This window comes from Pedobacter caeni, assembly GCF_900129215.1.
GTDB lineage: Bacteria > Bacteroidota > Bacteroidia > Sphingobacteriales > Sphingobacteriaceae > Pedobacter > Pedobacter caeni.
Map to the genome: position 1 here is coordinate 14,820 of NZ_FQUQ01000011.1, position 23,569 is coordinate 38,388.

Genomic DNA, 23,569 nt, shown 5'->3' on the forward strand with positions numbered 1-23,569 from the left:
CGCTTAAAACAGGCTAAACTGGGCTTGAGGAACCTTGAAGAGTCCTGAGTCCAGTTTTACCACTTGCTGATTCAAATGGTTCAACCGGCAATGGAGTTTAAAACTGTCTTTGATCAGTTTTGCGATATTGCCTTCCCCTCTCATTCTTTCTCCAAACCTGCTGTCGTTTAGATTTCCCCCATGACAGGATTGAATGGCATGCCAGACTTTTTCAAAGCGATCCGGATAGTTTTTCCTGAGCCAGTCTTCAAAGATACCGGCAATTGCCCCATTCAAACGGACTACCGTATAACCCGCTGCCTGTGCACCTGCATTGGCCACTGCTTTTAAGATCGCCGGAATCTCATGGTCACTTAAACCCGGAACCAGCGGGGCAACCATGACCCCCATAGGAATTCCTGCCTTACTGAGTTGTTCCACTACTTTCAAACGTTGTTTTGCGGTGGTAGTACGGGGCTCCATTTTTTGTCTTAACTGCTCATTCAGGCTGTTAATTGATACATAAACCGTGCAAAGGTTGAGCTTTGCCATTTCAGATAAGAGGTCAAGGTCGCGGAGAATCAGGGAATTTTTGGTAATCATCCCTATAGGCTGACGGTACTCCAGTGCAATTTGCAACAATTGCCTGGTGATCTTAAATTGCCTTTCTGCAGGCTGATAACAATCCGTATTGCCGGAAAGTGAAATGACATCAGCGTTCCAGCCCTTGCGTTCCAAAAATTTTTTAAACAATTGAGGGGCATCTTTTTTGACAATGATCTTTCTTTCAAAATCAAGGCCGGCACTAAATCCCCAATACTCATGGGCATTACGGGCATAACAATAGGTACAACCATGTTCACAGCCTTGATAAGGGTTCAGTGAATAAGCCATCCCTACATCCGGACTCTCTACCTTATTGACGATAGATTTGCTCTGACCCATGATAAAAGTAGTTTTATGGTCTTCTTCCTCCCAGTCGTCAATTCCTTCCTGGTGCTCTTTTACATAATCGTCCTTTGCAAATCTGTTGTGTGGATTTACCTGTGCCCCTCTGCCCTTGAAGTAATTGTCTTTTGCTTCCTCGTCTAATATCATTAGTTGAAATTACTAATAATATTAGTAATTTACAAATCCTTACTCTTCTTTTACATTGGGAATATAATCCATCGGAACCATGTCGGCAATTTTCTCATATGCCCAAAAACCGGCCAGCAGCACTGATTTCGGGTTAAAAATACCCCCACTGGCATAAAAGTGAATGGGGCCCTTTAGAATATGGAGGGTGGAAATCTGGTAATTTGGAATGTCCAGTGGACGGGTAATCGAATGACCTGAGAAAGCAGTGTAGTCTTCAGTCTCCCGTTCTTTGGTATTGACCACATACAGGTCTCCATCGAAATTCATCGTTTTTACATCTTTATACAATTGAGTGGCGAGGGTATCGGTTAAAATTTCCGACCTGTCCAGCACATTCAAAGCTTTGGGGACCGCTCTTTGTGTGAGCCAGTAATTGATGGAATCGTTGAGCGGAGAAGTGAATCCCGGACCAATTCTTACAATGGTGTTTCCGGGTTTATATAAACGCTTGATATTGGCATTGATAAGGCTGTCCGGAAGTCTGTTGCGGTTCGGGATACTTTTCATCTTATAAATGAGAAAGCCCTCCTTTTTGGTGGTGTTCTGATAGAGGGAGCGGAAAAAATGCTGAGAAGAACCTGCATAGGCGATTTCTCTTTTCTTCAGCCAGTTTCTTTTTTTTGAAGAGGAAGCAGGTAATTCTTCAAAGGAAGGATGGCCGGCATAGTAAACCACATTCTCTGTGAAATCCCGTTCAAAATACTCCAAAAGGTATTTGATGCGGTAGCCGAGCGATTTGTTCTCAATGAGAAGAAATTCGTTGGCCGTTACCCTCAGTATCTTCCTTGCTTTATCATATTCAGTCTGGATGACCTCCGGATTCAGGATTTTACATTTTTCAGCATTGGGTGTCTTCCCGATGAAATACTCCCTGAAAAGTTGAAGGTAATGTGCCCTGTTGGGATCTGCCTGGATGATGACTTCCTTGAGTTGAATGGTATTGTCTTTTAATATGACTTCAATTTTGACGGATTTATCTGTAATCAGCACATTTTTACTCAGTGGAAGGTAGCCCATCATCTGGATGAGTACATCGTAATTTCCTACCCCAATATTGTTCAGGATAAATTGTCCGTTACCATCTGATACGGTCGCGGCTTTATATCCGCTTAAATAGATCCCTGCTCCGGGAAGAGGTTTTCCTTCCTTGTCTTTTATGGTCCCGGAAATGCTGAATCCGTTTTGTCCGAAGCCATTAATCGTTGTAAATAAAAGCAGCACGATGCAGCAATACCATTTCATCATCTGGCTAATGTAGCCAATCATTTAAAGATTTGAAAGCATAAAAAAAGCCCTAAAGGGCTTTTTTTATGTAAGTGTGGAGTAGTTTAAGATTCAGGCTCGATCCCCAGTCTTTTCATCACATCGTCGCTTACTCCGGTCGAGGAGTAACCTCCATCGTGGAAAAGGTTCTGCATCGTGACCATTCTGGTCAGGTCTGAGAATAGTGTAATGCAGTAATCTGCACAGGATTCTGCATCGGCATTGCCCAGCGGGGCAACAGAGTCGGCAAAATCGAAGAAGTCGCCAAAACCTTTAACACCTGTGCCAGCTGTAGTTTTTGTCGGAGATTGAGAAACCGTGTTGATCCTTACTTTTTTCTCTAAGCCATAATGGTAGCCGAAACTTCTGGCAATAGATTCCAGCATCGCCTTAATATCTGCCATATCCGTATAAAAAGGATAGGTTCTTTGTGCCGCCATATAGGTCAGGGCCACTACACTACCACCTTCACTGATGGCATCTAATTTTTTTGCTACCGCTAGCATTTTATGAAAAGAAAGAGCGGATACATCAATGCCTTTCATAAAATAATCGTAGTTGGATTCTGTATAGGGGATTTTTTTACGGATGTTCACACTCATTCCGATGGAGTGCAGGACGAAATCTATTTTTCCGCCTAATATTTCTTGCGACTGGGTATATAGGTTGGTCAGATCTTCTATACTGGTTGCATCAGCAGGAATGATTTTAGAGCCTGTTTTTTCTGCTAGTGCATTGATTTCTCCCATACGCATGGCGATAGGAGCATTGGTTAAGACAAATTCTGCACCTTCTTCGTGTGCTTTTTCAGCGACTTTCCAGGCGATGGAATTTTGATCCAGCGCACCAGTGATGATCCCGCGTTTACCTTTTAGTAAGTTGTACATAATTTCTTGTTTTGTTAGATATTACTTCGCGTCGAAAGTAATAAAAATTAACAAACACAGGATAGATTATACTACTTTTTAATAGCCCAGAAGTTCTTTTGCATTTGCGATAGCCGGATTTCCCGGGTCCTTACCACTCAGCATTTCTGCGATGACCTGAACGCGTTCTTCGGGAATTAACCTGCGGATACCTGTAGTTGGACGTACGCCTTTTTCATTTTTATAAACGAAATAGTGTGCTTCTCCTTTGGCGGCAATCTGAGGAAGGTGGGTGATACAAATCACCTGCATGTTCTTTTCTAAATCTCCTATTACATCACCTACACGTAATGCAGTTTCTCCGGAAATCCCGGTATCAATTTCATCAAAGATAAGGGTAGGTAAGGCGGTATGTTTAGCCATGATAGATTTGATGGCCAGCATGAGCCTGGAAAGTTCTCCTCCGGAAGCTACCTTTCCTACCGGTGCAGGTGGCTGTCCGCTATTTGCAGAAAACAGCAGGACAATATTGTCTTTCCCGTCTTTGTTCAGTTCCTCCAGAACGGTTTTTTCTATTTTGATTCTGGCCTTTGGCATTCCTACCTGTTGCAAGACTGCTGCTACCTGATTTTCGGTACTGATGATCGATTGACTACGGTCAGCCGAAAGGGTATCTGCCATTTCAATTAAAGTGGCTTTTAATGCCGTAATTTCCTTGTTCAGGCGGTCGATTTCTTCATCGCCACTCAGAAGTGTATTCAGGTTGTCTGACAATTGCTGGCGAATGCCAATCAATTCCTCCACACTGTTCACCTTATGTTTTTGCTGAAGGGTATAAATCACATCTAATCTGCCATTGATTTCTTCGATCCGCACAGGGTTGAAAACAATGCTTTCTTCCAGATTCAGCGTTTCTGCAGCGATATCCTTTAATTCGATCAATGCGGAGCGTAAACGCTCGTTTAAGTTGGCATAGTCAGGATTAAATCGCTCTATACTTTGAAGCTGAACAATCACTTCCTTGAGAATAGGAAGAGCTGAGGCTTCTTCTTCAGACAAGAGGTTATAGGCGTTCACCAAACTTCTTTTGATGCTCTCTGCGTTGTTTAACGTCTGCAACTCTGTTTCCAGATGTGTTTGTTCATCAGGCTTTAAATCTGCACTTTCCAGCTCATTGAAAAGAAACTGTTCATAATCCTGTCTGCTTTTTGCTTCGTCTGCTGCGGTTTGCAGAGCTGCGAGCAGTTGCAGGTGTTTTTTATATTGTTTGTAACCCTGACGGTATTCGGATAGCAATGGCTGATGATCTGCCAGGGTATCTACAACAGAAAGCTGAAATCCAGGGTCATTGATCTCTAAAGTAGCATGCTGTGAATGGATGTCAATCAGTTTTTCACCAACTTGTTTCATCACAACCAGGGTAACGGGGGTATCATTGATGAATGCCCTGGACTTTCCATCGGTAGATATTTCTCTTCTCAGGATGGTTTCCTCATGAAAATCAATGTCATGCTCTTCAAATAAGTGTTGAAGGTTATGGTCAGTCAACAGAAACTGCCCTTCGATAATGCACTTCTTTTCCTGGTTGAAGAAATATCTGGTTTCTGCGCGCTGGCCTAAAATCAGCGAGAGCGCCCCGAGCATAATGGATTTCCCGGCACCAGTTTCTCCAGTGATGATGTTCAGCCCCTTGTCCAGGTTTAGTTCAACACTGTCTATTAAAGCGTAGTTACGAATAGAAAGTTTCTGTAGCATATACGCTGCTAAAATATGAAAACTTAAGCAATGGGTGTTTATTCTTTTCCACAAAAAAGGCAGAAGAAAAATCTCCTGCCCTAATTCTGGTCTGTTTGTGGTTTTAATGCTTTAGTTATTTGTTTTTGCCGGAGCTGCTGCTGCCTTTTTCTTTTTCAGCGCTTCTACCTCTTTGTCGAATTTTTCTTTGAGTGCTTTATACTCAGCAGAATTGCGGACTTCCTTGTTTTCTTTGGACCTATTCATCAGCTCTGAGAAGTTATAGGATATGCCGGCTTCAGAAAAACTTTTGCCCATGTCTTCCACTTGTTTTTTCCATTCCGGTGAGTTAAAGTATTTACTTGATTCTTCCGCACTTTTCTGCATATCAGCTACATTTTTCTTCCATTCAGGAGAGTCATAATACTTTTTAATTTCCTCCGCATTCTTCTGGATTCCCTCTTGTTGTTTTTTCCATTCAGGAGAGTCGTAATATTTTCTGATTTCTTCTGCGTTTTTCTGGATGGCTTCCTGTTGTTTCTTCCATTCTGGAGAATCATAATATTTTCTGATTTCCTGTGCATTTTTCTGAATGGCTTCCTGTTGTTTTTTCCATTCCGGAGAGTTGTAATACTTACTGATTCTTTCTCCGCTTTTCTGTATCTCAGCTACACTTTTCTTCCATTCCGGTGAGTTGAAATGTTTACTGATCTCCTCTCCGTTTTTCTGAATGGCAGCGATGTTTTTCTTCCATTCCGGAGATTTTAAAAAGGCAAGAGCTGCATGGTTAGAACTGTCAATGATCACATTGAAATGACGGGATTGAGGAAAGCTGACAAAAGTATCGTTAAAAACATCTGCTCTTAAGCTATCGGGAACCTCTTTAATAGAGTTATATTCGTGCTTATTCCCCATTGCATCCACTGTTATGATTTTAAACTTACGTTTCTTCTTAGTGGTATCCTGATGTAATGGGGTGTCCTTTTGCAAGAGTTTCAAAGCCTTTAAGTCCTCCACCTTGAATTTTAGTCCAACACCGGCAATTTCCATGTCTTCTGTGACTGGTGCTACGATTACAGTTGATTTTTCTGCTTTGCTGGGTTTAACCCAGGCTAAGGAGATCACCGTTGCAATGGTGAGCGTGATTGCAAAAATCTGTTGTTTTGCATTCATATAATTCGTTTTCATGTCTGTGATTCTTTTAATACGTTGATACAAGTGTTGATTTTTCCCTGTCGCCGCCATAGAAAGGGCAGGGGCGGATTTGTCTTTCAGGATTTCCAGCTTTAGCAAAGCATGGGCATAAGTTACCGGCGTCCCGGTAAGTTGTACCACAAGATCATCGCAGGCATGTTCACGTTCTATGTTGATGAACCTGCCGCTGAGCCAAATGAAAGGGTTAAAGAACAAAATGGTTTCTATCCCCGTTTTAATGAGGTTGAGGAGGTAGTCATTTCTGCGGATATGCGAAAGTTCATGGATCAGAATGGCTTCCACCTGATGGATATCAAGTTGAGTGGCCAGGGCAACAGGAAAGAGGACTACCGGTTTAAAATATCCGATAACCAAGGGAACATTTACTTTTTCTGACAAGTAAAAACCGATTTGTTGTTTCAGGTTCAAGCGGGAAACCATCGTTTCAAAAACGTTTGCCCATACTTCAGGTACAGCCAGCTGTGCAGCATTTTTAAGCTGCCGCATTTTTTGGTAACCTACAATAATAATAAACAGTTGAAAGATGATCCCGATACCATAGACACCGACAATATAAGGGAACATAGTTTCAGTCTTGCTGCTGATTTCCTGTGGGATGGTTCTGAGGTACTCATAGTAGACGGCGCTGATGTGCAATTCTGCTCCGGTAGTACTTCCCTCGTTTATGGGAAGTTTAAAGATGGAGAAGAAGGTCACACAAAAACAAACAAATATGAGGCAAAGCGCTCCATAGGCAAGATCATGCTTTAATTTAGCCCTCAGCTTTGGTACTGCCATAACGGTTAAGAATAACACGGCGTAAATGATGGCACCTTGCCATAGAGAGTGAAAGATGCTCCAGCCGGTAGCTTTGATCAGGTTGTTTACTAATGCTTCCATAATTTATTTGTTGCTTAGATCGTCCAGGTATTTTTTAATAGAATCGATTTCGTCCTGACTGGCACTGTGGTTCCCTAATGCCTGCATGACCAATCGAGCTGCCGAACCGTTAAAAACATTGTCGATCATTTTATTGACCAGGTGTTGTTCTGTTTTCTGTTGGTTAACAAGCGCTTTGTAGATATGGGTTTTGGAGGAAGTATCACGGATCACCAATCCTTTTTCCGACATGATTTGCATCAGTTTCAGGGTAGTGGTATATCCGGCTTCTTTATTCTTTTCTAAAATCTCATGCACTTCTCTTACGGTACAATTTCCTTTCTCCCATAATATCTGCAAGATCTCTAATTCACTTTCGGTAGGTTTAAGGGGATTCGCTGCGCTCATATCTTTTTGTATACGAATTGTTTCGTAATCAAATGTACGAAAGAATTCGTATAAACAAAATATTTTGTTTAAAAAAGAAGGAGGTTTCTGTTAAAGGGAGCTAAAGGCCTTGTTTGGCTGGTTTTAGGGCTTCGTATTTACTGATGTTTGCCGGATCGATGTCTACCAAAAGGTTATAAGCTTTTAACCTTTCCTGTGGATTTCCAATAGAGAGCAGGTTGACAATCTCATCCGCTTTGGTCGCGAAATATACATTGGGAAAGATAGAACCCAGTTTTTGTCTGTCCATTCTTGTCAGGCCGGAGAGGAGAGAGACGATCTTTTTGGAGCCTTTGTCCATATCATCCTGCAGGCGGTCCATTCCGTTAAAATGATAATTGTAGATAAATACCCGCAAATCTTCAAAACTTTTATTGAGCAGGTTTTCGTTGAGCCAGAACCTGTTTCTTAAACCATCAGAAGCTTTCCATCCTTTGTTACCTGATTGTTGTGCAAGGTTGAGGATATTTTGGGATTTATTGTAAAATGGGGTTCCCCCAAGATTGCTGAAACTATCTTTATCCAATCCGATAATGGTATTGGCATAAAAGCCAAGCAGTGAGCTCAGGTTGGAAATGAAGTTTTGATCTGAATAGTCTAAAGATTGTCCTTCATTGTAATTGAAATCAAAATCTTTATCGCTGATGTTTAAAATGGTACTGTTATAGGCTGTTCCATAGACAGGTCTGCTGCTTTGGATCTGTGCTTCTGCTTTATAGCCTGAGCTGCCGTCAAAGGCGGTCACGGTGATCACGAAATTAGTCTCTATACGTTCCGGAGGAGTATAGGTTTCATTTGTCCACTTGTTGTTGTTTAAAAACTCTCTGATGGTATTTTGCAAAACCTCCAGGTTTCTCTTATCGATGTTAGGAACTGTAGGTGCCATCACAGTTACCCTGGCATTTAGTTCCTGGGCAAAAACATAGGTCTGGCAAAAAAAGAAAGAGAGGACAAAGAGGACGAGGCGTTTTTTCATTGAAGCGTTTTTTACAGTTGAGCAGCTTATAAAACTAATTTTAATATTTCATTGCAGATGTCTTTTGCAACTTCAGCCTTTGATTTTGTTTCAAAAACCACTTTTTCAGCAGCTTTATTAAATATAGTTATTTTATTGGTATCTACCTTAAATCCTGCACCTTTGTCGTTGAGGGAGTTCAGTACAATGAGGTCAAGGTTTTTCTTACTTAGCTTTGCTTTTGCATAAGCTTCTTCATTTTCTGTTTCCAGTGCAAATCCAACAAGGATTTGCCCCTCTGTTTTTGTTTGCCCGAGTGTAGCCAGGATATCTTCTGTCTTTTTGAGTTCGAGGCTAAATTCAGGGTTTGTCTTTTTGATCTTCTGGCTGGCTGCGGTAACAGGGGTATAATCTGCTACGGCCGCACTCATTACCATGATATCAGCTGCAGGAAATTCTGCTTTACAGGCCTTCAGCATATCGGCAGCACTGACCACATCGATTCTTTTGATCTGTTTACCTGCCTTTTCTGCTGTAGGTCCGCTGATCAGTGTTACTTCTGCACCTAAAGCAGCAAATACCTCCGCTATTGCAAAACCCATCTTTCCGGAAGAGTGATTTCCGATAAAACGCACGGGGTCGATCGCTTCGTAAGTAGGGCCGGCAGTAACGAGTACTTTTTTACCCAGTAATGGAAGTCCTTTTTTTGCCGCTTCGTTCAGGAAGGAAACAATCTCTTCTGGTTCTGCCATTCGGCCTGCCCCATATAAACCGCTTGCCAGCTCTCCGTTTCCGGGAGCGATGACCTGATTTTCGTAAGACAGCAGCTTTTCGATGTTCTGTTGTGTACTCACATGTTTCCACATGTCCAGGTCCATTGCCGGAGCAACAAAAACGGGGCATTTGGCCGATAGGTAAACTGCGGTTAACAGGTTGTCGCAAATTCCTGTAGCCATTTTAGCCAATGTGTTTGCACTTGCCGGGGCAACCACCATAAAATCAGCCCAAAGGCCCAATTCAACATGGTTACTCCAGACACCGGTTTCGGCCTCGAAGTACTGGGTATAAACAGGATTTTTTGAAAGGGTAGCCAGAGTAAGCGGAGTAATGAAATTCGCCGCATCAGCTGTAAGAATAACCTTAACGTTTGCGCCAGCCTTTACCAGTAACCTGACCAGTATCGCTGATTTATATGCTGCAATGCTGCCGCAAACGCCAAGAATGATGTTTTTATTTTCTAGCATGGTTTTTTAATGCAAGAATGCAATTTAATACCTATGCCTGATCTTATTGTTGCTCTTTAGCAGGGTTTCTGTGATAAATTTTATCATTCAGGAACTCATCAATTGCAATCAATGAAGGCTTAGGCATACGCTCATAATGCTTACTGATTTCGATTTGTTCTCTGTTTTCAAAGATCTCTTCCAGGTTGTCATTTGAAGAAGCAAATTCGGCTAATTTACCGTGTAATTCTTCTTTAATGTTGTTTGAAATCTGATTAGCCCTTTTAGAAATAATTACTAAAGACTCATAGATATTCTCAGTTTTTTGATCTAAATCATTAACATTTCTAGTAACCGTAGTATTCGGTACAGCAGGTTTGTTCGTGTTCATTATTTGATTGGGGTTTTAATTTTGGTATTGGTACTATCTGCTTTAGCTTCTTTTTCAAGCATTGCTTTATATTTTTCCTGGTCCTTCTGGAACTCGGCAATTACACGTTTTGCATGTTCTATACCGGCTTCACTATCTTTCTTTAAAGCTTTAGCCTGATCAACCAATTTACTCTGAGGATGAGCCTCTACAAATTCATCAGCATAAGTGATGGCTTCGTTATATCTGTCTTCCTGACGTAATTCAATACTGTTTTTAGCGTATGAATATTGAGATTTAACGATCAAAAGATCCATCTCTTCTGCATACTTAATATCAGGGAAATCAATCTGCGCATTTTTCAAAGCGATAACGGCCGATTTATAATTGCTGATGTCCCATGCGCCTAAGTCGTAATATAATTTAGCATTTTCAAATGCTTTGGTTTCCAGTTTCGAACGCAGATCAGCAATATATTTACTGGCATCAGCCACACGCTCACTCTTAGGATAGAAGTTGATGAATAACTGTAAGGCATCAATTGCTTTATAAGTATTCTCCTGATCCAAAGAAAATTTTGGTGATTCCAGGTAATAGCAATAAGCACCCAGGTATCTGCATTCTTCTGCATATTTACTGGTTGGATAAGTATCAGCAAATGACTTGAATTGATATCTTGCAGTAGTATAATCCCTTAATTTATATAAAGTCAGGGCGTAATAGTAATTTAAGTCTTCCGCTTCCGCTCTTCCCCTGTATTTCTGAGAAAGGTCTTCAAATAGAATGATCGCTTTTGAATAATTCTTCTTGTTGTAAAGCTTCATTGCCTCCTGATATTTCTTGGCTACATCGTTGCTCAATCTGATTTTTTCAAACTGGCTTTTGCAACCCGCTATAGTCAGGGCTATGATGGTGAAACTTAATAGTAATACGTGTTTAATTTTAAACATTCTGCAAAGATAAGTTAATAATACGATAACGTCAATTAAAAATAATAGGACGCTAAGCTATGTAAAGCGTTTCATCCTGTCAAACCCTTAACATAATTTAACAAATGAGGTTTTCAGGAGCTGATTTCCATATGCTGTTTTTTTGATACATAGTGTTTTTATAGGGTGTTGAAGTTCTGGTTAATTCCTGTTCGGACCTTTTTGTTTTTCAAGGTAAGGAGAGCTTGCAGAAAGCCTCGTTTTATGCTCAATTCTTACTCGTTGCTTACCCGCCTTTAACACGCTTCTGACCGAGTCTGCACCGAGTATAGACCGAGCTTAGACCGAGGTTAGAGCGTGTATAGGTAAAACCGTGTTAAGACCAGTCCGGAAGCAAAAAAATATTTGTTCAGGATGCGGTCTGATCCTTGTATAGTTTTCAATTGAAACAGGGTGATCCTATGAGTTAAGTGATATCAATATTATGGTGATTTTTTGTAATTTCAGGTCAAAAGCCATTCCATATGAAAAAGGAACTGAAAGACTTAAAAAGAGCGCTTAATGAAATGCCGGATGATATTAAAGAAGCATTGATAGCGGCAGAAGTTTTTGATCTCTACCAGGCAAGGCCTCCTTATCAGCAGAACGATTATCTGGGATGGATAGGAAGAGCAAAGCTTCCGGAAACAAAAAAGAAGCGGCTTCAGCAAATGTTGACTGAACTGAAAAATGGAACAGTATATATGAAAATGAGCTGGAAATCAAAGGAGGTTTAACAACTGTTAACAAATAAGTTAAAGACTGTTAATTTATAAAAATCAGATAAACAGGCGTTTATATTTACAGGAATATGAAGGCGCTTAGTTTCATTTGCTGTATGTTGGTCTTCGCTGCTGTTCAGGGACAGGTAATCAGGGGGAAAGTGATTGATAAAGAATCAAAACGACCTATACCAAATATCCTGATCAGGATAAGATATGGCAAAACGACAACCGGAAATAATGGGGAATTTGCCTTGATCCCCTCAAAAAATGATACCCTTCGTTTTTCAGGATTTAATTACGCCCCTTATCAGTTGTTTTATACAGCGGGTTTGAAAACCGAATTTCTGATCGAAATGACTGAGCAGGCCTTTTCCTTAAATGAGGTGGCTATTTTTTCAAAGAGAAATCACAAAGAAGATTCATTGAAACTCAGAAAGGAGTATGCCCGGAATTTCAACTACAAACAACCTGGTTTGAAAGATGTATTTGTACCTGTTTCGGGAAGCAGAAAGGTCCTGCCCTTTGAGATGGTCAGCCTGGATCTAATCGGCCTTGCCCGGCTATTGACCAGAAAAAACAACAAAGACAATAAATTTAAGCGGAAGCTGCTCCAGGACGAATCCTTAGCTTATGTGGATTCCAGGTTCAGCACGGAGCTGGTAGGAAACCTTACGCGGCTTGAGGGCGATTCTTTATACCTGTTTATGGATAAGTATCGCCCTGCGAAAGACAGCTTGCTACGGATGTCCGATTATCAGTTGATGATGTCTGTAAAATCCAACCTTCGGAAGTTTAAATCTGGGAATTAAGAAAATGAGGGTACAGAAATGCTAAAATCATTGAAGGAAATGCCATTCCCGAACAATTAAATTATCTTATTTTAGTAAGATTTTAGAACCACGTACCGCAATTACTCATGATGATGAAAAAGACGCTGTTGCTATGTGCTGCCCTCTTGTCTTTAGAGAGTGCTTCATTTGGCCAACATAAAAATATCTACAATAAGAACTGGATTGACTTTAATAAAAACGGGAAGAAAGATGTTTTTGAAGATCCTTCACAGGAAATAGAAAAAAGAATAGCTGATTTGATTTCTCAAATGACAATGGAAGAGAAAACCTGTCAGATGGCTACTTTGTATGGTTATGGAAGAGTCCTGAAAGATGAGATGCCTACTCTGGAATGGAAAACGAAAGTCTGGAAAGACGGGATTGCAAATATTGATGAAGCATTAAATAGTCTGGCTTATAATAAAAAGGCTCAAACTGCTTATTCTTATCCTTTCAGCAAACATGCAGATGCCATAAATACACTCCAAAAATGGTTTATTGAAGAAACAAGAATGGGAATTCCTGTTGATTTTACCAACGAAGGGATTCATGGACTTTGCCACGACAGGGCAACTCCTTTACCTGCTCCTATAAATATAGGAAGTACCTGGAATAAAGCCATGGTAAGGCAGGCAGGGGATATCGTTGGGAGGGAGGCGAAAGCATTGGGATATACAAATGTCTACGCACCTATTCTGGATCCGGCCAGAGACCAGCGTTGGGGAAGGGTGGTAGAGTGTTATGGAGAGAACCCTTTTCATATTGCGGAACTTGGAAAACAAATGGTCCTCGGAATTCAGGGAAATGGAGTTGCAGCAACCTTAAAACACTTTGCCGTATATAGTGTGCCTAAAGGCGGCAGGGACGGTGATGCCCGTACAGATCCCCATGTGGCATTAAGAGAATTACATCAGATTCACCTTTACCCCTTCAGAAGGGTAGTTCAGGAGGCTGCTCCGATGGGTGTGATGAGCAGTTACAACGACTATGATGGTGTACCTATTACTGGAAGTCATTATTTCCTGACGGAATTACTAAGAGAAAAATATGGATTTACAGGGTACATCGTTTCCGATAGTGAAGCGGTAGAATATCTTTATTCCAAACATCATGTCGCGGATGATTATAAAGGAGCAATCAAACAGGTGGTGGAAGCCGGACTTGATGTGAGGACCAATTTCACCATGCCTGAGCAATACATCATGCCTTTAAGGGAATTGATCAAAGAAGGAAAGGTATCCATGAAAACAATTGATGAAAGGGTATCTCATGTGCTGCGGGTAAAATTCAGATTAGGGTTGTTTGATCAGCCATACGTACAAAATACCAAAGGATCGGATCAACTGGTACATACCGCAAAGGATGAATCCTTTTCCGCTCAGTTGAGCCGGGAATCGCTGGTGTTGCTTAAAAACGATCAGAACCTGTTGCCTTTAGATCCAAAAAAATTGAAGAATATCCTGGTTACCGGACCTTTAGCTGCAGAAGTAAATTATACAACGAGCAGATATGGGCCATCGAATAACCCGGTTACTTCGGTAGTTGATGGCATTAAAAAATACATGGGAAGTAATGCTCAGGTAAATTATGTGAAAGGCTGTGACATTATAGATCCCAATTGGCCGGAAAGTGAAATTATTCCCAGTCCACTTTCTGCAGCAGAACAGGCAGGAATTGAGGAGGCCGTAGCACAGGCCAGGCTGGCAGATGTGATCATTGCTGTTGTTGGAGAGGATGAAAAAAGGGTAGGAGAAAGCCTGACCCGAACGGGATTAAATTTACCTGGGAGACAGTTACAATTGCTCATGGCACTTCATGCCACAGGAAAACCGGTGGTGATGGTGATGGTCAACGGACAACCACTGACCATCAACTGGGAAAACAGGTACTTGCCGGCGATTCTTGAAGCCTGGTTCCCTGGTCCGCAAAGTGGAAAAATCATTGCAGAAACTTTGTTCGGCGACTATAACCCGGGAGGTAAACTTCCAATCACCTTCCCTAAATCTGTGGGTCAGCTGGAATATAATTTTCCTTTTAAGCCCGCTTCACAGGCTGGTCAGCCAAGTAGTGGAAATAATGGTTATGGCAAAACGAGTGTAAACGGAGCGTTATATCCTTTCGGATATGGCTTGAGTTATACCACTTTTGAATATAGCAACCTACAGGTAAAACAAGCTACGCAAAAAGCTGGTTCCGACATTGCAGTGAGTGTGGAAGTGAAAAATACCGGAAAAGTTAAAGGAGATGATGTGGTGCAATTGTATCTGAAAGACCTGGTGAGCAGTGTGACAACCTATGACTCAGATCTTAGAGGTTTTGAACGATTGACACTTTTACCAGGAGAGCAAAAAACGGTGAAATTTGTGCTTCATCCGGACGACCTTTCTATTCTGGATAAAGACATGAACTGGAAAGTAGAGCCTGGAAAATTCAGGGTAATGATTGGTCAGTCTTCGGAAGATATCAAGCTAAAACAGGAATTCGAAATTATACCTTAAGTGAAGGAGTTTATTTTCCGTTTTCATAGGCCATTTTGAGGTAGCCTGTCACTTCTTCATTTAAGTCTTCCATGTGGTAAATCCTCAGGTGATGGTTATAGTCATCACTTCCGGGTACTGGTTTGATCTTTCGAAAGCACAAATTGTCTTCGTAAGGCTGTTTAAATGGAAGTACGATATCGATGAAATCTTTGCCCATCTGTATCACATAAGCGAAATTTATTCTGTTGGAAAAAGCAATCATCGTTTTTGCAGCATGGTATTCCACATCACCGATGCTTTTGAAAGTCATGATCAGATGATCGAAAAGCGCAATGCTGGCTGCTGATTTATTTTGCAGAAAGTCTGCTGTTTTTTGGTCTGAATGTCCCATTAGCTGTTGATTTTTCTTCTGATATCTGTTTTTCAGCCTTTCATTTTACCTGGTGAGGTGCCGAATTTTTTCCGGAATGCAGTACCAAAATGTTGAACTGAAGAGTAACCAAGATTATCCGAAATTACTTTAATCGCTTTTCCGGAACGCAATTGCTCTTTTGCTTCCAGTAATCTGAGGTCGCTTAAATATCCGAAAACGGTAGTGTCAAAGAGTTCTTTAAAACCGTTTTTAAGCTTAAATTCATTGATTCCGGCAATTTTTGAAAGCTCTGCTAAGGTTGGGGTTTTATCCAGATGAAGGTTCAGGTAAGCCCTTGCCTGCCGGACACCATCTTTCTCGTAAGATGACCTGAGTACCGATCTGACCGAATTTGATGCAGCGTTTTCATAGGTTTCGACCTGCAGGCTAAGGAGTTCTATACATTTAGACTGTAGAAATAATACTTTTAAGCTTCCCTGAACAGTAGCATTCATAATATCATAAATGCACTGCTGCATGGCAAAGGTAATGCTGAGGTTGTCTTCGGAAAGGTTGGTGCATTTTTGCTGATCCACGTGTTCACAAAAATCACTTAGAACGCCTGGGCTGTCTTTTACCAATTGCAGGAAGTATTCACGGGCAAAGTGCACTTCAAAGAATTTATAAGATTCGTTGTTTTTGTACTGACCAACGCCGTCGAAATCCTGGGTATAAACAATATTGTGCTGCATGGCATTGAATTCATATTTACGGCCATTGGCATGGTTTTCAATCAGGCTTCCTCCGGATAATGAAAAGTGTAATTCTACATACTCAGGCATGTCCATAGACCGGAAACGGACCTGATGTTTCTTCAGCGACATGTCGCCATATACAATATGAATGTGGGGTAAAGACAAATGAACCAGTTCCACTTCTCCGAAATGAAGGTTGTATTTTTCCCTTAGTTCCATTACCTCAGGAGGCATGAGTTCGAAGTTTTGAATGGTGCCCCCGAAATCAGTCCATCGTCCTTGTTCATCGCATACGCTCATTCCCATAATTAATCCTTTTTATGTTAAAAGTTATCCTTTTGGTGTAAAAGTTCTTTTAGAGATGACCCCATCTTTGTACAAAGTTAGTATTATTTAGAAGACGTATAAATAATCTTTAATGCTGACAGGTTTAAAAGAATTTGAATGAAAACAAAAACACCTAAAAGCGGCATCAGCAGGTTATTGCAAATCGCCGGAAAGGAAAAGAGGCTCCTGATGTTATCTGCAGTGCTTGCGGTTGTCCATGTATTGCTGGCCGTGATCCCTTACATATTGATCTATTATATCATTCAGGCTATGCTTGCCCCTCCGGTCAATACGGCCTTGATCATTTCCTATCTGCAGAAAGCGGTATTTGCACTGATTGCTGCCTATGCTTTATTGTATGCTTCGGGAATGGCATCCCATGTGGCTGCATTTAATATCCTGTATGAATTGCGCCGCCAAATGGCCGAAAAGCTGGGGCGCCTGCCACTCGGCTTTATCAATAAGAACAATTCAGGGGCGCTGAAGAAGATCATGGCTGATGATGTGGAGCGGATAGAGAACTTTATTGCCCATAGCATTCCTGACTTTGTGAAGGGAATTGCACTTCCGCTCATTACCCTGGGGTACCTGTTTAGTGTGAACTGGCTGTTGGCATTGAGCAGTTGTTTGCCGGTAATTCTGCTGGCCATCATTATGCCCATCATGTTCAGTAAAGAAAGAAATAAAGTCCTTTCTGATTATCATTATTCCTTAGAGGGGATGAATTCCGGAATTGTGGAATTCGTGAGGGCAATGCCGGTGATTAAGATCTTTGGACATACGGCCGACAGCTTTGATAAATACAGTGGTTCCGTATACCGTTTCAAAGAGATGGTAATGGCCTATATCCGTAGCTCTTCCCCAGTATATGGTGTATTTATCAGCTTTATCAGCAACGCATCTTTGCCTATTCTGGCATTGGGCTTCTATTTATATTTTGCAGGTGGAGTAAGCCTTTCTGTTTTGTTCCTGTTCCTGATTTTAGGGGTCGGTTACATCAGGCCTTTGTTTGCGCTGAGCAATCTGGGTTCTCAGATATCACTGATCAACCATGGGGTGAAACGCCTGGATGAAATCCTGTTTAGTCAGGAGCAGGAAACTCCCGGAAATGAAAAAATGGGAACAGATTTTACGATAAAATTTGAACAGGTATCCTTTAGCTATGATGGAAAAATAAAAGCGGTGGACCGGCTGAGTTTCACGGTACCACAAGGAAGTATCACCGCATTGGTTGGGCCTTCAGGATCTGGAAAATCTACTGCGGCACAATTGGTTGCCCGTTTTTGGGATGCTCAGGATGGTTGTATTTTTATTGGAGAGACAGATATCCGCAAACTAAAACCAGAGGAGTTGATGAAACAGGTTTCTTTTGTCTTCCAGGATAGCTTTATGTTTCAGCAAACGATTTATGAAAACATCCGGATGGGAATGGAAAAGACCGAAAAGGAAGTGATTCTTGCAGCAAGGGCAGCGCAGTGCCATGACTTTATTGAAAAGATGCCGAAGGGGTACCATACCATTTGGGGAGGTGATGGGGTTCATTTGAGTGGTGGTGAACAGCAACGGATTCAGCTGGCAAGGGCCATTCTGAAAGATTCACCCATTCTTATCCTGGACGAAGCGACTGCTTTTAGCGATCCGGAAAACGAATACCTTATTCAGCAGGCTTTTAACGAGCTGATCGGGAATAAAACCGTGATCGTGATTGCCCACAGGTTAAGCACAATTACCAGTTGTGATCAGATTGTGGTGATGAAACAAGGTGCTGCAGTTGGGATAGGAACACATGAGGACTTGCTGATGGATTGCCTATTGTACCTTAATATGTGGAATGCACATACCCGTGCGAAAGAATTTACGATTACAGAACCAGTATCTAGTCTAAAATAAAATGATAAAAAATCTTTTCTTAGTCTTTAAGACTGCTCCGGCGATGGTCCGGAAAAACATTCTTTTAGAATTGCTGCACAGTATGTTCATTGCCGTTCCTACTGGATTTCTGCTGCTGATTGTGCAGGAATTGTTTTCCGGTGAGGTGAATCAGAGACGTTTATGGTCTTATGTCCTGATCATGCTGAGCCTGCTGATGGTACAATTGTTTGTTTCGGTAAAAACAATTGTGGGAACCAATACCATGACCTATACCTTGTCTACCAATTTGCGGCTGCGTTTAGGAAATCACCTGCAACGCTTATCTATGGGAACCTTTAAGCAACGTGATCCAGGCGACCTGGCTTCTGTGGTACTTCAGGATGTGGCCAATTTCGAGATGATTTTTGGGCATACTGTGGGCAATATGGCTGCTGCTTTTTTTGCCACACTGATCATTTCTGTATTTTTATTTCTGACCGACTGGAGATTGGCACTTGTCTTACTGGCCGCTCTTCCGCTTTGCTGGATGATGATTCGTATTTCCAATTACCTGATTGTACAGCAAGGAGGAAAACATGTGGAGGCCAGGAATGCAATTGGTGCCCGCTTTCTGGAATACATACAGGGAATCCGGCATATCAAATCTTTTGGAATGACAGGCCCCCGTTTTGGCAGTCTGGATAAAGCGCTGAATGATTTTCGGAGGGCCAGCATCCGTACAGAAGCCATTCCAGGACCCTTTGTACTGACTGGTGGCTTGGTGTTGGAATTGTTTTTTCTACTCATGCTGGGGATTGCGGTTACCTTTTTTGCCCAGGGGAGCTTGTCTGCTGCTGTATTGATTACCTTTTTGATTATAGGTTACCGCTTGTATGAACCGCTTAAAATAGTGTTGGTGGATTATGTAATTCTTCGGTACATGAACATCAGTTTGAGCAGGGTAATAGAGGTACTTCAGATTCCGGAGCAGGGCTCTGGGACGAAACGTAAGCCAACAGGATACGAGATCTGTTTTGAAGAAGTGTCTTTTGGTTATCAGGAGGATAAAGAAGTGCTTCATCAGCTCTCTTTTAAGGTGGCCGAAAACAGCATGATGGCATTGGTTGGGCCTTCAGGATCAGGAAAAACAACGGTGACGGCTTTAATTGCCCGCTTCTGGGATGTACAAAAAGGAAAAGTCACGATTGGTGGAATTGATGTGAAAGATATGGAACCCGGGGAGGTGTATAAACTCATTAGTGAGGTATTTCAGGAGGTGTATTTGTTTGACGACAGCATATACAACAATATCCGCTTTGGAAAAATGGATGCCACAGAGGAAGAAGTAATCCGTGCTGCGGATTTAGCACAGGTACTTGATTTTGCATGGGAACTGCCAGGTGGCCTGCAAGCCAGGACAGGGGAAGGAGGAAATCTGCTTTCCGGCGGACAAAAACAGCGGATCAGTATCGCGCGTGCTTTGCTGAAAGATGCCCCAATTGTATTGCTGGATGAAGCGACAGCTTCTCTGGACCCTGAAAATGAAATTCATATTCAAAAGGCAATTCAGGAACTGGTGAAGAATAAAACCGTCATTGTTGTGGCGCATAAACTGGCCACAATCAGGAATGCAGATCAGATCCTTGTGCTCAATAAAGGGAGTTTAGACGAGCAGGGGACACATTCCAACCTGATGGATAAGAAAGGTTTGTACCATCATCTCTGGGGAATTCAACAGCAGCTGGGGGGTTGGAAAATAAAAAAAGCCTAAAATATTTGGAGATGTAATTCTATTGTATACATTTGTAGTGTACTAGTAAAGTAGTACACTTAATTTTGTAACGCTATGATAGAAATCTCCAACCTGACTTTTGGATACAGCAAAAAGAAACTGTTATTCAAAAACCTTAACCTGAAACTTCAGATGGGCCATATTTATGGCCTTCTGGGGAAGAATGGAGCGGGTAAATCTACTCTTCTTAAGAACCTTGCAGGGCTTGTCTTTCCTCAGGAAGGACTTTGCTCCCTGAACGGGTACAACTCTGCAGGCCGTTTACCAGGCTTTTTGCAGGAATTGTTTTTTATTCCTGAGGAAATGCACTTGCCATCGATTACTGCCAGTCAGTTTGTTAGAAGTACCGCACATTTCTATCCTAAATTTAATGAGGAGCAGTATTATAAGATGCTGACTGAATTTGATGTTCCTACCAGCAGTGTGCTGGGGAAACTTTCTTTTGGTCAGCAGAAAAAAGTAATGATTGCTTTTGGCCTGGCTACGAACACAAGTTTGTTGATTATGGATGAACCCACCAATGGCCTGGACATCCCTTCTAAAGTTAAATTCAGAAAAATCATCGCGGGAGCACTAACCGATAATCGTTGCATTGTGATCTCTACTCATCAAATCCGTGACCTGGATAGCCTGATCGATAGCTTGTTGGTATTGCATGAACAGGAGATCGTATTGAACCTTAGCCTGGAGGAAATCGCGGAGCGGATTCAGTTTACTAATGCCGCACAGGCCAACAAAGCGGCTGTCCTGTATGAAGAGTCGAATTCGATAGGAATCAGCACCATTAGTGCCAACCATAACGGTGCTTTCAGTAAAGTGGATATGGAAATGCTTTTCAATGCGATCATCAGTGGTCATCAACCAGTAATTGACATTTTAAAATAACGCCTTATGAACAATACATTTAGCTTTAGAAGATTTTCGCTTCTTTTTAGTAAACACACTACCGAGTATTATAAAACGTATCTGCTGTCGGTAATTGTACTGGTCTGCCTGTTGACTTTGGGGCTTGGACTTATTTGTTATCAGACCGGTGGAGCCATTGTTGAGAAGGCCCAGTTTGCGACTTTCCTACTTACCTTTTTGGGTGCGGGATCTATTTTTACAAGTATGATTTTCGCCGATTTTGGAGATAAAAGAAAATCAATATCTATACTTACCTTACCGGTTTCTCATTTTGAGAAATATCTAGTGGCCTGGCTTTACTCTTTTGTTATTTTTCAGGTGGTCTTTTTAATAAGTTTTTATTCAGTTGACTTGATTGTTTTGTTGATTGGCAAGTCATGGAGAGATCATGAAATTAAAGTGTTAAATGTCTTTTCGCCAAGAGGGGAATACCTGTTTGTATTTTTGTTTTATATGGTTTTTCACAGCCTTGCTTTTCTTGGAGCCATCTTCTTCGAAAAAATACATTTTATAAAAACGGCTTTTGTAGTATTCTTGTTAACTGGGGTCATCGTTTTAATTAATCAACCTATGGTAAGTGCGTTGTTCGATGTGAAACTGGAGAAGGTTGTACCTTTTGTTAGTCTTGGCATTAGAGAAAGTGACCGGTATTATATTGTTGATCCATTACCTTCCATTAAACCGGTGATGTTTGGCTTATCCTTAACCATAGTGGTGTTATTGTGGGTGGGTGCTTATTTTAAATTGAAAGAAAAAGAGGTCTAAGATGGAGTTTAGAGAGAATGAAGCTATATATCTGCAGATTGCAGCTTATGTTGGAGAAAATATTATGCTGGGTAAGTGGCCACTAAATGAGAAGATTCCCTCTGTTAGAGAATTGGCTATGGATCTGCAGGTTAATCCGAATACGGTGGTCAGGGCTTATGAATTCCTGCAGAATAAAGAAGTGATCCTGAATAAGCGGGGTATAGGCTTCTTTATTGCAGCGGATGCTGAAGAGAAAATAAAGGGATATAGCAAAGAACGATTCCTGGGGAATGAGCTTCCTGAGTTTTTCAGAACCATATTTCTCCTGAACATCAGCATGAAAGAAATTGAAGAACGCTTTGAGCGGTTTAAATCGGAGCATTATCAGTCATAATCGTTAATCATAAAATTAGAAAAGATGAAATTGAGTACCATATGTATTATTGCAGCAGCGATTGTTTCTTTGGGAATGCTGACTGCCTATAACTTTTCTTTAAAAGCATCTTATCAAAAAGGTGGTTATAAGGATCGTTTCAATAACCTTGAGTTCAGTAATGTAAAAGATTTGACTGAACTGCAGATCAATTGTGCCAATAAATTTAATATCAGTGTAGAAAAGGGACCGAAGGAAGGATTATGGATTAAAGATGAGCTGAAGGAATTGATCAAAGTGACTCAGGTAGAAGGCAGACTGACAATTGACATGACTGATGAGGCTAAAAAACTTGGCTATAGAATCGACGAGGGGGACATCATTCTTTTCTCGAATAGCTTGAGTACAATCAATACTGTTGCTTATTTTAATAAAGAACAAATGGAAAACAAGTGGTTCTTTAATAATGGGGAAATCAGGATTAAGGGGCTGACCGGAGATTTATTGGATCTTAGGATTGGCAGATTCACTTCTGTCTATATGGACCATGTAAAAGTGGCGACCTTAAAAGCCAGGGTAGGAGAGGCTGGATCTGAGGGTTCGTCGTTGACGGTGGATTCTGCTAATCATATCGCGTTTGCAGATTTAAGTATTCCGGGAACGAATAAAATAGAACTTTTGAATCCGAAAATTATTAAAACCCGCTATAACTTATCGGATAGTGCAACAGTAAGTTTAAATGGAGAAGCATTGAAGCAAATCAATCCTTAGTATTAACGTAAAAACAAGGTGATTTCAGGCATTATATTGATAAAGACCTGCTTTTTGCTCTGAAGATCAGATCCGGGCCTGCTATTAGCAGGCCCTTTCTTGTTTACTATATATACTATACGCGCTGCGTTGTCTGTATAGTATATTCCTGATTGACCTTTACATAGTCTATATATAATGGGTATACGCTCCGGGGACTCTCCGGGGTTGGAAGGTAATTGAGAGGTATCTGAGTAGTTCTTGGAAGGCTGTTTAACCTTTCAACTACCTCTCAATTACCTTCCAACTCCCTCTCAACTACCTCCCAACCTCGGACTATATATAGATAGTATATATACTGTCCTATACTACAATAAGTTTTTACTGTTTTCGGAACGTTAATTTGTGGCCTGCGCCTTTCCGCTATGTTATATATAATCTATTTCTTCCCGAATCAGCTTCTTTGCTGGCGTGTACCCTTCATTTTTCATTGATTTGGCCTTGGTGTATATTTTACGTTAAGTATGGATGAAGTTTTTGTGCTTGTAAATCATGCAGTTAGGGGTGTGATACAATTATAATGGTAAGATTGTTTTGAGAACGGTTAAATTTTCCTACTTTTGCATCCCGCTTCGGAGGAAGAGAAAGATTGAGAGTGATAAA

At 41.2% G+C, this 23,569-nt stretch carries 21 protein-coding genes; 9 read left to right on the forward strand and 12 right to left on the reverse strand.

Annotated elements, in window-relative coordinates; all coding sequences use genetic code 11:
* Positions 1-3: 3 nt before the first annotated feature.
* The 10 genes from BUC20_RS33270 to BUC20_RS33315 form a co-directional block, all read right to left on the reverse strand.
* Positions 4-1,077 (reverse strand): PA0069 family radical SAM protein, encoded by a 1,074-nt coding sequence (locus BUC20_RS33270; protein WP_073239127.1) that lies wholly within the window; start codon positions 1,075-1,077, stop codon positions 4-6.
* A gap of 39 nt (positions 1,078-1,116) precedes the next feature.
* Positions 1,117-2,385 carry a carboxypeptidase-like regulatory domain-containing protein gene (locus BUC20_RS33275; protein WP_084529531.1) on the reverse strand — a complete coding sequence of 423 codons (1,269 nt, stop codon included), beginning with the start codon at positions 2,383-2,385 and terminating at the stop codon, positions 1,117-1,119.
* 62 nt (positions 2,386-2,447) lie between these two features.
* Positions 2,448-3,272 (reverse strand): enoyl-ACP reductase FabI, encoded by an 825-nt coding sequence (locus BUC20_RS33280; protein ID WP_073239129.1) that lies wholly within the window; start codon positions 3,270-3,272, stop codon positions 2,448-2,450.
* Between the two features lie 75 nt (positions 3,273-3,347).
* Positions 3,348-5,003: a DNA repair protein RecN gene (recN, locus tag BUC20_RS33285; RefSeq protein ID WP_073239131.1), complete on the reverse strand. Its 1,656-nt coding sequence runs from the start codon at positions 5,001-5,003 to the stop codon at positions 3,348-3,350.
* Between the two features lie 111 nt (positions 5,004-5,114).
* The gene (locus tag BUC20_RS33290) at positions 5,115-7,076 is read right to left on the reverse strand and encodes a M56 family metallopeptidase (RefSeq protein WP_073239133.1); all 1,962 of its coding nucleotides are present in this window, start codon (positions 7,074-7,076) and stop codon (positions 5,115-5,117) included.
* A 3-nt stretch (positions 7,077-7,079) separates the two neighbouring features.
* Entirely contained in the window at positions 7,080-7,463 is a 384-nt protein-coding gene (locus BUC20_RS33295) for a BlaI/MecI/CopY family transcriptional regulator (RefSeq protein WP_073239135.1), read from the reverse strand.
* Positions 7,464-7,563: 100 nt separating this feature from the next.
* Positions 7,564-8,478 (reverse strand): type IX secretion system protein PorD, encoded by a 915-nt coding sequence (gene porD, locus BUC20_RS33300; protein ID WP_073239137.1) that lies wholly within the window; start codon positions 8,476-8,478, stop codon positions 7,564-7,566.
* A 26-nt stretch (positions 8,479-8,504) separates the two neighbouring features.
* Entirely contained in the window at positions 8,505-9,701 is a 1,197-nt protein-coding gene (coaBC, locus tag BUC20_RS33305) for a bifunctional phosphopantothenoylcysteine decarboxylase/phosphopantothenate--cysteine ligase CoaBC (protein WP_073239139.1), read from the reverse strand.
* Positions 9,702-9,744: 43 nt separating this feature from the next.
* Positions 9,745-10,071, reverse strand: coding sequence for a DNA-directed RNA polymerase subunit omega (locus BUC20_RS33310; protein WP_069379952.1), 327 nt, complete (start codon positions 10,069-10,071; stop codon positions 9,745-9,747).
* The gene (locus BUC20_RS33315) at positions 10,071-11,000 is read right to left on the reverse strand and encodes an outer membrane protein assembly factor BamD (protein ID WP_073239141.1); all 930 of its coding nucleotides are present in this window, start codon (positions 10,998-11,000) and stop codon (positions 10,071-10,073) included. The genes BUC20_RS33310 and BUC20_RS33315 overlap by 1 nt, the downstream gene beginning before the upstream one ends.
* Positions 11,001-11,503: 503 nt before the next feature.
* On the opposite strand from BUC20_RS33315, the gene BUC20_RS33320 reads away from it, so the two are divergent.
* The 3 genes from BUC20_RS33320 to BUC20_RS33330 all read left to right on the forward strand — a co-directional run bounded on the left by BUC20_RS33320 (position 11,504) and on the right by BUC20_RS33330 (position 15,071).
* Positions 11,504-11,755 carry a YdeI/OmpD-associated family protein gene (locus BUC20_RS33320; RefSeq protein WP_073239143.1) on the forward strand — a complete coding sequence of 84 codons (252 nt, stop codon included), beginning with the start codon at positions 11,504-11,506 and terminating at the stop codon, positions 11,753-11,755.
* Positions 11,756-11,829: 74 nt separating this feature from the next.
* Positions 11,830-12,552, forward strand: a complete 723-nt coding sequence (locus tag BUC20_RS33325; protein WP_084529533.1) for a carboxypeptidase-like regulatory domain-containing protein — start codon at positions 11,830-11,832, stop codon at positions 12,550-12,552.
* A 107-nt stretch (positions 12,553-12,659) separates the two neighbouring features.
* On the forward strand, positions 12,660-15,071 hold the full coding sequence (locus tag BUC20_RS33330; RefSeq protein WP_143166991.1) for a glycoside hydrolase family 3 N-terminal domain-containing protein: 2,412 nt from the start codon (positions 12,660-12,662) through the stop codon (positions 15,069-15,071).
* 10 nt (positions 15,072-15,081) lie between these two features.
* On the opposite strand, the gene BUC20_RS33335 is transcribed toward BUC20_RS33330, so the two are convergent.
* Together BUC20_RS33335 and BUC20_RS33340 are read right to left on the reverse strand one after the other, a co-directional pair.
* Complete coding sequence (locus BUC20_RS33335) at positions 15,082-15,444, reverse strand: DUF5655 domain-containing protein (RefSeq protein WP_073239147.1); 363 nt, start codon at positions 15,442-15,444, stop codon at positions 15,082-15,084.
* A 32-nt stretch (positions 15,445-15,476) separates the two neighbouring features.
* Positions 15,477-16,466 (reverse strand): helix-turn-helix domain-containing protein, encoded by a 990-nt coding sequence (locus tag BUC20_RS33340; protein ID WP_073239149.1) that lies wholly within the window; start codon positions 16,464-16,466, stop codon positions 15,477-15,479.
* Positions 16,467-16,604: 138 nt separating this feature from the next.
* Between BUC20_RS33340 and BUC20_RS33345 the strand changes: the two genes are divergently transcribed.
* The 6 genes from BUC20_RS33345 (at position 16,605) to BUC20_RS33370 (ending at position 22,927) form a co-directional block, all read left to right on the forward strand.
* Positions 16,605-18,377: an ABC transporter ATP-binding protein gene (locus BUC20_RS33345; protein ID WP_200801123.1), complete on the forward strand. Its 1,773-nt coding sequence runs from the start codon at positions 16,605-16,607 to the stop codon at positions 18,375-18,377.
* Between the two features lies 1 nt (position 18,378).
* Complete coding sequence (locus BUC20_RS33350) at positions 18,379-20,109, forward strand: ABC transporter ATP-binding protein (protein WP_073239151.1); 1,731 nt, start codon at positions 18,379-18,381, stop codon at positions 20,107-20,109.
* 75 nt (positions 20,110-20,184) lie between these two features.
* On the forward strand, positions 20,185-21,015 hold the full coding sequence (locus BUC20_RS33355; protein ID WP_073239153.1) for an ABC transporter ATP-binding protein: 831 nt from the start codon (positions 20,185-20,187) through the stop codon (positions 21,013-21,015).
* A gap of 6 nt (positions 21,016-21,021) precedes the next feature.
* Positions 21,022-21,801 (forward strand): hypothetical protein, encoded by a 780-nt coding sequence (locus BUC20_RS33360; RefSeq protein ID WP_073239155.1) that lies wholly within the window; start codon positions 21,022-21,024, stop codon positions 21,799-21,801.
* A 1-nt stretch (position 21,802) separates the two neighbouring features.
* Positions 21,803-22,177, forward strand: a complete 375-nt coding sequence (locus tag BUC20_RS33365; protein ID WP_073239157.1) for a GntR family transcriptional regulator — start codon at positions 21,803-21,805, stop codon at positions 22,175-22,177.
* Between the two features lie 24 nt (positions 22,178-22,201).
* Entirely contained in the window at positions 22,202-22,927 is a 726-nt protein-coding gene (locus tag BUC20_RS33370) for a hypothetical protein (RefSeq protein ID WP_073239159.1), read from the forward strand.
* Positions 22,928-23,569: the final 642 nt, after the last annotated feature.

Bases quoted from the DNA above. Each gene is read 5' to 3' on its own strand.
- BUC20_RS33365 (WP_073239157.1), top strand. From the start codon at position 21,803: ATGGAGTTTAGAGAGAATGAAGCTATATATCTGCAGATTGCAGCTTAT.
- BUC20_RS33345 (WP_200801123.1), top strand. From the start codon at position 16,605: ATGAAAACAAAAACACCTAAAAGCGGCATCAGCAGGTTATTGCAAATC.
- BUC20_RS33360 (WP_073239155.1), top strand. From the start codon at position 21,022: ATGAACAATACATTTAGCTTTAGAAGATTTTCGCTTCTTTTTAGTAAA.
- BUC20_RS33325 (WP_084529533.1), top strand. From the start codon at position 11,830: ATGAAGGCGCTTAGTTTCATTTGCTGTATGTTGGTCTTCGCTGCTGTT.
- coaBC (WP_073239139.1), bottom strand. From the start codon at position 9,701: ATGCTAGAAAATAAAAACATCATTCTTGGCGTTTGCGGCAGCATTGCA.
- BUC20_RS33355 (WP_073239153.1), top strand. From the start codon at position 20,185: ATGATAGAAATCTCCAACCTGACTTTTGGATACAGCAAAAAGAAACTG.
- BUC20_RS33340 (WP_073239149.1), bottom strand. From the start codon at position 16,466: ATGGGAATGAGCGTATGCGATGAACAAGGACGATGGACTGATTTCGGG.
- BUC20_RS33330 (WP_143166991.1), top strand. From the start codon at position 12,660: ATGATGATGAAAAAGACGCTGTTGCTATGTGCTGCCCTCTTGTCTTTA.
- BUC20_RS33315 (WP_073239141.1), bottom strand. From the start codon at position 11,000: ATGTTTAAAATTAAACACGTATTACTATTAAGTTTCACCATCATAGCC.
- BUC20_RS33370 (WP_073239159.1), top strand. From the start codon at position 22,202: ATGAAATTGAGTACCATATGTATTATTGCAGCAGCGATTGTTTCTTTG.
- BUC20_RS33275 (WP_084529531.1), bottom strand. From the start codon at position 2,385: ATGATTGGCTACATTAGCCAGATGATGAAATGGTATTGCTGCATCGTG.
- BUC20_RS33310 (WP_069379952.1), bottom strand. From the start codon at position 10,071: ATGAACACGAACAAACCTGCTGTACCGAATACTACGGTTACTAGAAAT.
- BUC20_RS33290 (WP_073239133.1), bottom strand. From the start codon at position 7,076: ATGGAAGCATTAGTAAACAACCTGATCAAAGCTACCGGCTGGAGCATC.
- BUC20_RS33350 (WP_073239151.1), top strand. From the start codon at position 18,379: ATGATAAAAAATCTTTTCTTAGTCTTTAAGACTGCTCCGGCGATGGTC.
- porD (WP_073239137.1), bottom strand. From the start codon at position 8,478: ATGAAAAAACGCCTCGTCCTCTTTGTCCTCTCTTTCTTTTTTTGCCAG.
- BUC20_RS33295 (WP_073239135.1), bottom strand. From the start codon at position 7,463: ATGAGCGCAGCGAATCCCCTTAAACCTACCGAAAGTGAATTAGAGATC.
- recN (WP_073239131.1), bottom strand. From the start codon at position 5,003: ATGCTACAGAAACTTTCTATTCGTAACTACGCTTTAATAGACAGTGTT.
- BUC20_RS33270 (WP_073239127.1), bottom strand. From the start codon at position 1,077: ATGATATTAGACGAGGAAGCAAAAGACAATTACTTCAAGGGCAGAGGG.
- BUC20_RS33320 (WP_073239143.1), top strand. From the start codon at position 11,504: ATGAAAAAGGAACTGAAAGACTTAAAAAGAGCGCTTAATGAAATGCCG.
- BUC20_RS33335 (WP_073239147.1), bottom strand. From the start codon at position 15,444: ATGGGACATTCAGACCAAAAAACAGCAGACTTTCTGCAAAATAAATCA.